We start from the raw sequence: 13,651 nt of genomic DNA, 5'->3' as shown, positions 1-13,651 counted from the left end.
CTTTTGGGGTGTTTTGATGGATAGTTTTATTGATTACTATACTCTGTTAGGTGTATCAAAAGATGCTTCCAAAGACGAAATTAAAAAGGCATATAGAAATAAGGCAAAAAAATATCATCCAGATGCTGGTGGGAGTAATGAGGAGTTTGTTCTTTTAAAACAAGCGTTTGACATCTTAAACAGTCATTTAAAAAGAATGAATTACGATAAAATGTATGACTCCTACAAAAAACAAGAAGCAAATAATCAAAATGGAACTTATCAAAAAAACTATGAAACTGATAAAAATACTAGTAAACAGAAACAAAAGGAAGAAGATAATGAAAAAAGTAAGAGAGCAGATAATGCTGATGAAGGTAATAATAAGGAAAAATCTGAAAAACCACAATTTAATACTAGCCAATTAAAAGTTTGGCGTGTTCTTGCTATTTTCTCAGTAATCTTAAATTTTGTTCTAATAATTCTTCTACTTGATAAAAATCTATTTGAAAATATAGTAGGTGATTTAGAGCCTATTGAAGAACTAGAATCCTATTTATATTCACAGGAGGAATATAATAAGTTATTACATGACAATTCAATATTAGAAGACCGGCTTACGACAGTATTAAAGGACTTTAACGAACAAGCGAACTATATTAATGAACTAGAACAAAGGCGCTCTGAAATTAGTACTAAACCAATCACCGGTATTGAAACCGAAAATGGAAATAATATAAACGAGGAAAATAAAACTATCTCACAAGACAAATCCTATTTTACGCTAGGCTCTTCGCCAGATGAAGTCAAACAAATAATGGGAACTCCTAGCTCTATCATAGGTGATAGATGGGGTTATGACCTTTCTTCAATAACTTTTAGGGATGGAAAAGTAACAGGTTGGTCAGATATTGGCAATAACCTTAAGGTAAATATAGAGAAAAAAGATTTAAATGTTAGTTCATTTACACTAGGTAGTTCTTATCAAAATGTAATTGATGCAATGGGAACTCCTAGCTCTATCATAGGTGATAGATGGGGATATGACCTTTCCTCAATAACTTTTAGTGATGGGAAGGTAACGGGTTGGTCAGATATTAGCAATAACCTTAAAGTTAGATAATACCAAAATTGATAGATGAAATTCTAAGAAAATCCTCAAGAGTTTCTGCATATTTAATTGGATTTGATGTTAGTGGATTATAGATCCATTATGTAAATTCGATTGAACTCGAACGGCAGTTTCGAAAATTGTAGAGAGCATTAGTGATAGAGATTTTTTGGAGTTTAATATTAGGGTGAAAGTAATACCAGATGAAATTTAAACTCTGTATTAAAAATTGATGAAAAATACAAATTTCATTTTCGGCAAATTTTCGGCAATTCATCGAATGGCTCTATAAACCAATATAAAAAGCCTTGATATCTCAAGGCTTTTAAGCGTCCCAGAAGGGATTCGAACCCCCGGCCTACAGTTTAGGAAACTGTTGCTCTATCCTACTGAGCTACTGGGACATATAAAGGTAGTATGGACGCTTTTTAGTTCACACAAAAGGAAACTGTCGTCCTGATTTCAGGTAGCTTGCTCAAGAAGCGGCTCAATCAGTACGCTGAGGAAAAACCAAGGAAGCATACTCGATCGTGCTCTATCCTACTGAGCTACTGGGACATATAAGGTAAAATGGACGCTTTTTAGTTCGCACAAAAGGAAACTGTCGTCCTGATTTCAGGTAGCTTGCTCAAGGAGTGGTGTCTGCATCTCTTTGAGATACCCATATTTTCCAATGCGCAGGCATTAACTATTATAAGTTATTCTCAGAAAAGGTCAAGTATTACCCTTAAAACATCTGTTACCATAATAGAAACTTTCGGACAATATCAAACTACTAACTCGACTGTAGCAAGAAGTAGAACAAGCTCTCAGGAGTTACATCAATAATACAAGGTTATTAGGACAACAAACGAGGGTAAGAGTAGAGAACGACCGAACTGATAAATTTTAAATGACCATATTAACGTACTGTTAAATTTCTCCTTTTAAGAGGATTTTTGCAGAATAGTGGCGAAATTAAGGTATGATAGAGAAAACATCAAAAGTAAATTGCGGGAGGGAAAGCATGACACACGAAGAAATGAATCCAACGATCGGAAAGATCTTAGAGAATATAGAAAGAGTCATGATTGGAAAAAGAAATGTGGCAGAATTAAGCTTGGTTGCTTTGCTTTCTGGGGGTCATGTACTCCTTGAGGACGTCCCTGGTGTAGGGAAAACGATGATGGTTCGTGCACTTGCTAAATCAGTAAACGCCAAATTTCGACGTATTCAATTTACCCCTGATCTTCTTCCATCTGATGTAACAGGTGTTTCGATTTACAATCCGAAGGAACTGGAATTTCAATTCAGACCAGGACCGATTATGGGCAACATTATTTTAGCAGATGAAATTAACCGGACCTCTCCTAAAACTCAATCTGCGTTGCTTGAAGGGATGGAGGAAAGCAGCGTGACGATTGACGGTGTAACCCATCGACTCGAAAAACCTTTCTTTGTTATGGCGACTCAAAATCCAATTGAGTATGAAGGAACATATCCACTGCCAGAAGCACAGCTCGATCGCTTTTTATTAAAAATGAAAATGGGCTATCCAGATATCGCAGAAGAAATGGAAGTATTAAGTCGGGCTCAAACGTCGACTCCGATTGAAGAACTAGAAGCTGTGATCGATTTAGATGACCTTCGTGAGCTACAAGAAAATATTAAACTAGTAACGGTTGACGATACGTTAAAACGTTACATTGTTGATATCGTCAATGAAACACGATCAAGCAGCAATGTCTATTTAGGAGCCAGTCCTCGTGGATCGATTGCACTTATGAAGGCGGCACAGGCTTATGCCTATATGTATAGAAGAGACTATGTGCTTCCGGATGATGTTCAATTTTTAGCACCATATGTGTTGGCTCACCGAATTATTTTAAAATCGGAGGCGAAGTTTGAAGGGATTTCTGCAGAGGATGTTATGCAACGCGTATTAGCTCGTGTGCCTATTCCGGTTCAAAGGCTAGTGAAATAAAATGAGAGATTTTCTAAACCGTATGAAGCATATTTGGAAGCTTTTAGTCCTTTTATTTTTACTAGTGGTGACTTTTTCTTATGCGATGTTTCAAGGTGGATTTGTAAGTTGGTTTTTATTTTACAGCTTTCTTCCGTTCGCCGTGTACAGCATTGTCCTGGTATTCTTCGGGGTTAAGCAATTGACAGTGAAAAGAGAGCTTGTGAAAGAAGAATACCATGCAGGCGAAAAGCTAAACGTGAAAATCAAATTGAAGCGCCCCTCATCTTTTCCTCTTTTTTATATGATAATCGAGGATGACTTAAGTAATGAACTACTAGCTCCGATGCAAAAAAGTCAGATGAAAGCTTTCGTATTTCCCCATTTTCGGAAGGAAATCGATTTTGAGTATACGATTCAATCTCTCCCTCGAGGAGAGCACCACTTAAAAGGGATCCATATTCGATTTGGTGACCCTTTAGGGCTCGTGGAAAGACAAATCCATTTTGAAACAGAGGACGATAAAATCATCGTTTACCCTCCTTATAAAGATCTGCTGTATCGACCGATGGATAATCACTATGAACAAGGGATGACTGCGTCGAAGGAAAGGGTTCAGCGCGATACGTCAATGGCGATTGGGATACGTGAATATCAGCCAGGGGATCGTTATTCTTGGATTAATTGGAAGGCATCAGCGAAAAGAAATGATATTATGACGAAAGAGTTTGAACAGAGAAAATCTCATGATGTTCTTTTAATCATGGACTGCGCTCCAGAAAAGCGGTTTGAAGCCATTGTCTCCTTTACTGCCTCACTTTTAAGGGCTATCTTGCGCAAAGGTGCTCAAGTTGGACTTCTTACTTATAGTGAGGAACGAGGACAATTTCCGATTCAAAGTGGTGAAGCCTATCAACAGCAGTTATTTTACCACTTGGCGAAAATAAAGGATCGGAGCTCGGTTACATTAGATACCGTACTTGAAAGTGAGAGTTTTATGATGTGGCAAAATGCTTCCATCATGCTCATCACTTCTCAATTAACAAGAGAGTTAGTCGAAAAAGCGAGTCAGTTTTCGGCGAGAAAAGGAAGCTTGACGATATTTTTAATAAAAGAAGAAAAAGAAGTGGCCACTGAAAAAGAAATCGTTTTGAAAAGTGAAGCGAATGCAAGAGGGGTACGAGTGATGTTCGTTCACGCTGGTCATTTTTCTAAAGCCTTTTCGGAGGTGAATAGGGGATAATGAGTGGAGAAAAAGTGAAAAGCAATATGCTGAATGTCTGTCTATACATTTGTGGCTTTTTTCTATTATGGGAGTGGCTAAGACCGTTAGAGCAGCTAACAGACACGGCGAATTTAGGTGTTTTTATTATCTTTTTAGTCGTTTCTCTTGTTTTAGCACTTCTGAAAGTGAATGTGTTTTTACGTAATGGAATTAAGCTGATATATGTTCTTTACACGATTAATTTCTTGTATTACGAAGGGTCTTTTTTTCGATTAAAATGGCTTCTCACTATTGCAGATAGCTTAATCGATAATATGCGAGCGGTTTTTCAAGGGGATTGGACTTCCTTAACTGATGATTTCCGCAGTATTCTTTTCTTCATATTGCTTGGGCTGATGGCTTATTTACTTCGTTACTGGCTCATCAATCGTAAGCAAATCTTCATCTTCTTTTTCATGACGTTGTTGTATATTACGGTTCTTGATACATTTACCCCATATGAAGCGAAATTTGCGATTGTACGAACAATCATAGTGGGCTTTGCTCTTATGGGGATTCTGACGTTTTATCGCATTTTAGACCGTGAAAAATTACAAATGCCACCTGGTTTTGTGAAAAAATGGCTTGCTCCATTCGTAGTGATGTTAGGAGTCAGTGTTATTATTGGGTATATTGCACCGAAGGCAAGTCCGATTTGGCCGGATCCGGTTCCATATATTAAGTCTTATTCACAAGATAGTGGTGAAGGTTTGACCGGAGCAAAAAAAGTAGGCTATGGAGAGAATGATACCAATCTTGGAGGTCCGTTTTTACCAGATGATACGGTTGTGTATGAGACTGAAGCGGATCATCGTCAATATTGGAAGGTAGAAACGAAGGATGTCTATACAGGGAAAGGTTGGATATCTGCAGAAGAAAATGGAGAAAGAATCGCTTTTGATATGGATGAAGAGTTTCCGATCTCCAGTTATTCAGATGAGGAAATGAAAGTGGATGAACGAACTGCGATCGTTAGACCGCTTGCTCAGTATCCACACATTATCTATCCACTAGGTTTAAAGCATGTCGAAAATGATGTGGGTCATTCTTATGAAGTGGATGTAAGTTTGGAAAAAATATATGGCGCAGAGCTAGGTAATCTTCCTGGAATTGGTCAATATACAGTGGAATATGAATCTCCAAGATTTAGTATGAGTAGAATGACGAGTGCGGTGGATCAAAACCATCCGCTTTTAACAGAAGAGTTTATGGAGCATTATACACAGTTACCTGATTCGTTACCTGAGAGAGTAAGGGACTTGGCAATTGAGTTGACTCAGGATAAAGAAAATTGGTATGACAAAGCAAAAATGATTGAACAATATTTTGGTCGCGTCGATTTCCAATATGACCAACGGGATGTGGCTGTTCCTGGAAGAAACGAGGATTATGTCGACCAATTTCTTTTTGAAACGCAAAAGGGATATTGTGATAACTTTTCAACTTCGATGGTTGTGATGCTACGATCCATTGGCATTCCTGCCCGTTGGGTAAAGGGCTACACGGAAGGCGATTTTCGTGGAATGACCGATTCAGGACAAAGGCTATACGAGATCACGAATAATAATGCTCACTCTTGGGTCGAAGTATTTTTCCCTGAGGTAGGCTGGGTTCCGTTTGAACCAACTAAAGGGTTCTCCAATAATGTTCAAATTTCCAATGACCTCAATACTGAGCAAACGGATCAGCAAGATGATGTTTTGGAAGCACCAGAAGCCCCTGAAGTGGAGAAGCCAGAAGAAAAAGAGGAGACTGCCAGATCCTCAACTTCGACTTTTACATGGAGTGATTCGTGGGATGAGATCAAACAATTTTTACAAAAGAGTTGGGAATGGTTTGCTGGAACGATTATTATTCTAGCGTTGATTTCCTATATCACCTATCTGAAACGATTAAAGTGGCTTCCATACTATCTTCTGTTCCGATTTAAGAAAAGGAAGAAGGATGAGGATTTCCCTGTCGCTTATGTTACGTTACTGAAGCAATTGGAGCGATATGGATTAAAGAGAAAACCAGAACAGACATTAAGAGAGTATGCTCGCTATATCGATTATTATTTTTCCAGTGGAGAAATGAGCGCTTTAACTTCCACCTATGAGCAATATGTTTATAAGGGAAAATTACAAGATGGAAGTTGGGAAAATACTAAAGAATTGTGGGAAAATTTAATTAAAAAAACAATAGCTTGACCTGCCGATCTTCGTGTTGTTACAATATGTCTTAATTGGAAACGATGAGCGTTTAATACATGAATCCTTCATATATCCTCGGTAATATGGTCCGAGAGTCTCTACCGAATCACCTTAAATGATTTGACTATGAAGGCAGGATCATTCTATTTGTGCTATGAAACTAGAATTCTGCCTTCAGATCATTTTTTATGAGGGGGGATTCTAGTTTTTTTATTAAGGGACTGGATAAAGGTACCGTTTATGAGGTTGTATAGAAGCTCTTTTTAGATGGAGTTTATAAGGGAATATTGAGGCAAACTAGACTGAGAACGAATAATGAGGTGAACGTAAGAGATGACGATTGAAGGTTTGAAAAGTCAAGAAAAAATTGTCGTGTTGGATTTCGGGAGTCAATATAATCAATTAATTACGCGAAGAATACGTGAATTTGGTGTGTATAGTGAGCTTCACCCACATACGATCACGGCAGAAGAAATTAAGCAAATGAATGCAACGGGAATTATTTTCTCTGGTGGTCCGAACAGCGTTTATGATGAAAATTCCTTCCGTGCTGATGAAGCAATTTTTGAATTAGGACTCCCAGTTTTGGGGATTTGCTATGGCATGCAGCTAATGACGCAGCATTTTAATGGGAAGGTAGAACCGGCTAAGAACCGTGAGTACGGGAAAGCAGAAATTAAGATTGAAAATGAGACTAGAATTTTTGGTCAGCTTCCACAGGAACAAATTGTATGGATGAGTCATGGTGACCTAGTTGTTGAAGCACCTGAAGGATTTTCCGTTGATGCAACAAGTCCTTCATGTCCCATTTCAGCAATGAGTGATGAGTCTCGTAACCTTTATGCGGTTCAATTCCATCCAGAAGTTCGCCATTCTCAATATGGAAACGAACTGTTAAAGAACTTTGTTTTCAATGTATGTGAATGCAAAGGCAATTGGTCAATGGAGAACTTCATTGAAATTGAAATGGAAAAAATCCGTCAAACCGTTGGAGATAAAAAAGTACTTTGTGCTCTAAGTGGTGGGGTAGACTCTTCAGTTGTGGCGGTTTTGATTCATAAAGCGATTGGTGATCAATTAACATGTATTTTTGTTGACCATGGCTTATTACGCAAAGGGGAAGCGGACAGCGTGATGAAAACTTTTGCTGATGGTTTCAATATGAACGTCATTAAAGTCGATGCGAAAGACCGTTTCTTATCCAAACTTCAAGGGGTTAGCGATCCGGAGAAAAAACGTAAAATTATCGGAAATGAATTTATTTACGTGTTTGATGATGAAGCTACGAAACTTGAAGGAATTGATTTCCTTGCTCAAGGTACGCTATACACGGATATTATCGAAAGTGGTACAGCGACTGCACAGACGATTAAATCACATCATAATGTCGGTGGTCTTCCAGAAGACATGCAATTTACATTAATTGAACCGTTAAATACCCTCTTTAAAGATGAAGTTCGTGCTTTAGGAACAGAATTAGGAATTCCAGATGAGATTGTTTGGAGACAGCCTTTCCCAGGACCAGGTCTTGGAATCCGTGTTCTAGGAGAAATTTCAGAGGACAAGCTTGAAATTGTGCGTGAATCTGACTGGATTTTACGTGAAGAAATTAAAAAGGCTGGATTAGATCGTGACATTTGGCAATACTTCACCGTTCTTCCGGACATTCGCAGTGTCGGTGTCATGGGAGATGCGAGAACATACGACTATACAATTGGAATCCGTGCCGTTACTTCCATTGATGGAATGACATCAGACTGGGCAAGAATTCCTTGGGATGTCCTTGAAGTGATTTCAACACGTATCGTGAACGAAGTTAGTCATGTCAACCGCGTAGTGTATGATATTACAAGTAAGCCACCTGCAACGATTGAGTGGGAATAGAATATTTTGTAAAATACACGAACATTCGAAAACGAACATTAAAAAATGTTCGTTTTTTCTATTGACGTAGGCAAGTGTTGTTGCTAAAATGAAAAAGAATTTAATAAAGTCGTATACATCGTATAATATTGGGGATATGGCCCAAAAGTTTCTACCAGGCTACCGTAAATGGCTTGACTACGAAGTAAGTGATAATCGAACGGTTAATGCTATTATTTGTTCTCTTTTTTCGATTATTTCATAAACTCGTTGTCAACGCTCCTGGTATAAGTGGGGCGTTTTTTATTTCTTGAATATATGAAGTAACGATGACAAGTAATTAGGGGGAATCGAAGGAATGAAAAATTATTTCCAGTTTGAACAGCTCGGTACAAACTATCGACGTGAAATCATCGGTGGTTTAACAACCTTTTTATCAATGGCTTACATTTTAGTTGTAAACCCAATTATGCTTTCTCTAGCAGATATTCCAGACTTACCAGATGAAATGAGAATGGATATGGGAGCGGTATTCGTAGCAACCGCAGTGGCGGCAGCGATCGGTTCTCTCTTAATGGGATTACTTGCAAAGTATCCAATTGCTTTAGCTCCAGGTATGGGTTTGAATGCTTTCTTTGCTTTTACAGTGGTGTTAACAATGGGGATTCCTTGGCAACACGCATTAGGTGGAGTATTAATCTCCGGACTTATCTTTATTTTGTTAACTCTTTCAGGAATTCGTGAAAAAATCATAAATGCCATTCCGGCTGAATTAAAGTATGCTGTAAGTGCTGGTATCGGTTTGTTTATAACATTTGTTGGTGCTCAAAATGCCGGAATCATTGTCAATGACGATGCTACTCTAGTGGTTTTAGGCGATATCCATGATGGAAATGTTTTACTTGCTGTTTTTGGAATTATCGTGACAGTTATTTTAATGACAAGAGGTATTAAAGGCGGAATCTTTTTCGGTATGGTGATTACAGCCATTGTTGGAATGATTTTTGGTTTAATTAATACTCCAGAAAAAATTGTTGATTCAATTCCAGACATAACACCAACGTTTGGTGCAGCATTTGGTGCATTTGGGGATAGTTCATTCTTTACAACGCAAATGCTCGTTGTTGTGTTAACATTCCTTTTTGTAGATTTCTTTGATACTGCAGGAACTTTAGTTGGTGTTGCAAACCAAGCTGGTCTTATGAAGGATAATAAGTTACCTCGCGCTGGTAAGGCACTTTTTGCTGATTCAGCTGCAACTGTGGCAGGTGCTGTACTGGGTACATCTACTACAACTTCTTACATCGAGTCATCTGCAGGTGTTGCTGCAGGTGCGAGAACAGGATTTGCTTCAATCGTAACAGCTGTTTTATTCTTATTATCGTTATTCTTCTTCCCAGTATTATCAGTGGTTACGTCTGCAGTCACTGCGCCCGCACTAATCATTGTTGGGGTCTTAATGGTTGCTTCTCTTGGAAAAATTGATTGGACGAAGTTCGAAATTGCGGTTCCTGCTTTCTTAACTATTCTTGCTATGCCATTAACTTATAGCATTGCAACGGGTATTGCGATTGGTTTCATTTTCTATCCAATTACAATGTTAGTAAAAGGAAGAGCAAAAGAAATTCACCCAATTATGTACGGATTATTTGTCATCTTTGTTCTCTATTTTATCTTCTTAAAATAAGGAACGATCGATATGAAGAATCACACGTTCGTTGTGTGGTTCTTTTTTTTGCTGTTTTCGAATAGATTGTGGTTTTTCGTAAAAACCCAGAAGCTAATTTTTACCAATATGCTATACATTAATTGTATGACGGCACTTTTCGCTTCCTCTTTTTAATCCCTGAGAGAAGATAATGGCTTATTACTCTCCAGAAGCAACAAAGTATGTGAAAAGGGTCTTTTTTTAGTTGATTCTTTGCTGGATTTTATATAGCATTAAGGAATGAGTGTGGTGAAAGAGGAGAAACGATGAGTCAATTAAAAGTATTGAAAGCGCTCAATAACAATGTGTTAATAGGGAATCATCCAACCTATGGGGAAGTTGTCATCATAGGAAAAGGGATTGGCTTCAATCGCAAGCAAGGAGACAGCATTGATCCGTCTGTCGTCGAAAAGCTCTTTGTTTTAAAGGATGAAAAGGAGCAGAAAAATTATATAAAGCTTTTACCTTTTTTGGAGAATGATTTGTTAGAGGTCTTCATTTCATGTATTGAATTGATCAAGGAGCGAACAAGGGCCACTCTGAACGAGCATATCCATGTCGCTTTAACGGACCATTTATTGTTCGCGGTCTCAAGACTTTCAAAAGGAATGGAAATGAGTAACCCTTTTTTAATAGAGACGAAAGCGCTGTATCCGTTTGAGTATGATGTTGCCCGTGACATTGTGAAATTGATCGAAGAAAAAACAGAGATCCAGCTTCCAGAAGGAGAGATAGGCTTTATCGCTCTACATATTCATTCGGCGGTTATGAATAAAAATCTTTCGGATGTTAACCGTCATTCGCAGCTGGTTACGAAATTAGTAAATATGATCGAAGAAAGATTAAATATCAAATTAGACAAGGAAAGTGTTGATTATATGCGCCTTGTCCGACATATACGTTTTACGATTGAACGGGTTCATGCTGGAGAAAAAGTAGAAGAGCCAGAAAAAATAAGTTTGCTCTTGAAGGAAGAATATCCGGTGTGTTACAATCTTTCATGGAAACTCATTAAGGTGATGCAACAAGAATTGAAGAAGCCAGTATATAATGCTGAAGCGGTATATTTAACGATGCATTTACAAAGGCTCCAAAAAAAAGTTAAATAGTTTAAATTTCCGTAAGATGTCTTCATATATATAATTGAATTCGCTTTCGGCTAGAATACCACGTGTTACTGATTCGATCAGGCATGAGTGAAAAATGTAATTGAATTTGAGTTAAGAGGGTACGCTATACCCAAATAGCTCATTTCAGTTATTTTTTCCTCATGCCTTTTTTGTGTGTTGATTTATTAGCAAAACTTAATGAGTTGAAAATATTTTAGGAGGCTTACAACATGTTCAAAAAAATGTTTGGTGTGTTACAAAAAGTTGGTAAAGCATTAATGCTACCAGTAGCGCTTTTACCAGCAGCAGGTATTTTGTTAGCACTAGGAGCTGCGCTTCGAAACCCAGCTTTATTAGAGTTAGCGCCATTTTTAGATAATAGTGGCGTGGATATGGTAGCTGCTATTATGCAAAATGCTGGGGACATTGTTTTCGGTAATTTACCAGTATTATTTGCAGTAGGGGTAGCTGTTGGATTAGCTGGTGGTGACGGGGTAGCTGGATTAGCGGCGATCATCGGTTATTTAATCATGAATGTCACAATGGGAACAGCTTTAGGAATTACCGCAGACGACGTTAATGGTCTAAATTATGCTAGTATCCTTGGAGTTCCAACCCTACAAACAGGTGTGTTTGGCGGTATTATTATCGGAATTATCGCAGCATCTCTTTACAATAAATTCTATGAAATTGAACTCCCGTCCTATTTAGGTTTCTTTGCAGGGAAAAGATTTGTACCAATTATTACAGCGGGAACGGCAGTCCTTTTAGGATTATTGATGCTTATCATTTGGCCACCAATCCAAAATGGCTTAAATGCTTTCTCGCAAAACATGGTTCACGCCAATTTAACATTATCAGCATTCATCTTTGGTGTTATTGAACGTGCATTAATTCCGTTTGGATTGCACCATATTTTCTATTCACCATTCTGGTATGAGTTTGGTCAATATACAAACGCAGCAGGAGACTTAATTCGTGGTGACCAACGTATTTTCATGGCTCAAATTACAGACAATGTTCAAGATTTAACAGCTGGTACCTTCATGACCGGTAAATTCCCATTCATGATGTTTGGTTTACCAGCAGCAGCTTTAGCGATTTATCACGAAGCACGTCCTGAAAGAAAATTAGTTGTCGGTGGATTAATGGCATCTGCTGCTCTAACTGCTTTCTTGACAGGTATTACAGAACCAATTGAATTCTCATTCTTATTCGTAGCACCTGTTTTATTTGGTATCCATACGATTTTTGCTGGTTTATCATTCATGACAATGCATCTTTTAAATGTAAAAATCGGTATGACTTTCTCTGGTGGTTTAATCGATTATATTCTGTTTGGGTTAATTAACCCGCAAACAAATGCTTGGATAGTTATTCCAGTTGGTTTAGTGTTCGCGGTCATTTATTACTTTGGCTTCCGTTTTGCGATTCGTAAGTTCAACTTAAAAACACCTGGGCGTGAAGTTGAGGATGTAAGTGAAGAAGGTCCACAAGGAAAGACAAGTGACCTACCTTACGATATTCTTGACGCAATGGGTGGAAAAGAAAACATTTCTCATCTAGATGCTTGTATTACTCGTCTTCGTGTATCTGTAAATGATATTGGAAATGTCGATAAAAATCGTTTGAAAAAATTAGGTGCATCTGGCGTTCTTGAAGTAGGAAATAATATTCAAGCAATCTTTGGTCCACGCTCTGAAACCATTAAGGGACAAATGAAAGATATAATGGAAGGAAAGAGACCTCGTCCAGTTGAAAAAGCACCTGTTAAAGGCGCCAATCAGACAGAAGATGTGACTCCAGCTGATATGAAATTAGGGAACGATGAGTTTGTATCACCATTAAAAGGTGAAATCAAACCGATTACAGAAGTTCCGGACGCTGTTTTCTCTGGAAAAATGATGGGTGATGGTTTTGCGATTGTGCCTACTGAAGGAGTTATCGTTTCTCCAGTCGACGGTAAAATCGTCAACTTCTTCCCAACTAAGCATGCTTTAGGAATCTTAGCTGACTCTGGTCGAGAAATTCTTATTCATGTAGGAATCGATACAGTTAACTTAAAAGGTGAAGGTTTTGAAGCTCTAGTAAAAGAAGATGACCGTGTTCAAAAGGGACAACCTTTATTAAAGGTAGATCTTGAAGCGATTAAAGATAAAGTTCCTTCTATTATGACACCAGTTGTATTTACGAACCTAGCTGAAGGAGAGCAAGTTGTTCTCAATAAGCAAGGTGAAGTAGATATGGGTGAAGCGGATATTATCAAAATTTCAAAGTCTTAATGTAAGAAGTAATGGGTCGGCCTCTTTTCGGAGAGGTCGACTTTTTAAATTGGATAATTTTTCTATGTATTTTCTTGTTGCTTTATTATTGTGTGGATGATATTATAAGGAAGTCGTCTTTGAGAGAGGCTGTTGTTAATTGCCAGTAGACGAAAGAATATATATATGATAGAATGAGATTCTGCTTTTGCAACAGATTAT

General features: G+C 38.0%; 8 protein-coding genes, 1 tRNA gene and 2 riboswitches. Of the genes, 8 read left to right on the top strand and 1 reads right to left on the bottom strand.

The window, feature by feature from the left end; translation table 11 throughout:
* Nucleotides 1-16 precede the first annotated feature (16 nt).
* Nucleotides 17-1,102 (top strand): J domain-containing protein, encoded by a 1,086-nt coding sequence (locus AA0X71_RS21610; protein ID WP_413357323.1) that lies wholly within the window; start codon nucleotides 17-19, stop codon nucleotides 1,100-1,102.
* Nucleotides 1,103-1,420: 318 nt separating this feature from the next.
* Here the strand turns inward: AA0X71_RS21610 and AA0X71_RS21605 are convergent.
* Nucleotides 1,421-1,494 (bottom strand) — tRNA-Arg (locus tag AA0X71_RS21605).
* 602 nt (nucleotides 1,495-2,096) lie between these two features.
* Here AA0X71_RS21605 and AA0X71_RS21600 point away from each other — a divergent pair.
* The 7 genes from AA0X71_RS21600 (at nucleotide 2,097) to ptsG (ending at nucleotide 13,450) form a co-directional block, all read left to right on the top strand.
* A complete protein-coding gene (locus tag AA0X71_RS21600; protein ID WP_413357322.1) occupies nucleotides 2,097-3,053 on the top strand; it encodes an AAA family ATPase in 957 nt (318 codons plus the stop codon).
* A 1-nt stretch (nucleotide 3,054) separates the two neighbouring features.
* Complete coding sequence (locus AA0X71_RS21595) at nucleotides 3,055-4,275, top strand: DUF58 domain-containing protein (protein ID WP_413357321.1); 1,221 nt, start codon at nucleotides 3,055-3,057, stop codon at nucleotides 4,273-4,275.
* Complete coding sequence (locus tag AA0X71_RS21590; RefSeq protein ID WP_413357320.1) at nucleotides 4,275-6,485, top strand: transglutaminaseTgpA domain-containing protein; 2,211 nt, start codon at nucleotides 4,275-4,277, stop codon at nucleotides 6,483-6,485. The genes AA0X71_RS21595 and AA0X71_RS21590 overlap by 1 nt, the downstream gene beginning before the upstream one ends.
* Nucleotides 6,486-6,533: 48 nt before the next feature.
* A riboswitch (purine riboswitch) is annotated at nucleotides 6,534-6,635 on the top strand.
* A 186-nt stretch (nucleotides 6,636-6,821) separates the two neighbouring features.
* Nucleotides 6,822-8,372 carry a glutamine-hydrolyzing GMP synthase gene (gene guaA / locus AA0X71_RS21585; protein ID WP_413357319.1) on the top strand — a complete coding sequence of 517 codons (1,551 nt, stop codon included), beginning with the start codon at nucleotides 6,822-6,824 and terminating at the stop codon, nucleotides 8,370-8,372.
* A 98-nt stretch (nucleotides 8,373-8,470) separates the two neighbouring features.
* A riboswitch (purine riboswitch) is annotated at nucleotides 8,471-8,572 on the top strand.
* A gap of 137 nt (nucleotides 8,573-8,709) precedes the next feature.
* Entirely contained in the window at nucleotides 8,710-10,038 is a 1,329-nt protein-coding gene (locus AA0X71_RS21580; protein WP_413357318.1) for an NCS2 family permease, read from the top strand.
* A gap of 287 nt (nucleotides 10,039-10,325) precedes the next feature.
* Nucleotides 10,326-11,168 (top strand): glucose PTS transporter transcription antiterminator GlcT, encoded by an 843-nt coding sequence (glcT, locus tag AA0X71_RS21575; protein ID WP_413357317.1) that lies wholly within the window; start codon nucleotides 10,326-10,328, stop codon nucleotides 11,166-11,168.
* Between the two features lie 230 nt (nucleotides 11,169-11,398).
* Entirely contained in the window at nucleotides 11,399-13,450 is a 2,052-nt protein-coding gene (gene ptsG, locus AA0X71_RS21570) for a glucose-specific PTS transporter subunit IIBC (RefSeq protein ID WP_413357316.1), read from the top strand.
* Nucleotides 13,451-13,651 lie beyond the last annotated feature (201 nt).

The sequence above is a fragment of the Robertmurraya phoenicis genome (assembly GCF_047302285.1).
In the GTDB taxonomy this organism is placed as follows: domain Bacteria; phylum Bacillota; class Bacilli; order Bacillales; family Cytobacillaceae; genus Robertmurraya.
This window is presented reverse-complemented; position numbering and strand designations above follow the sequence as displayed.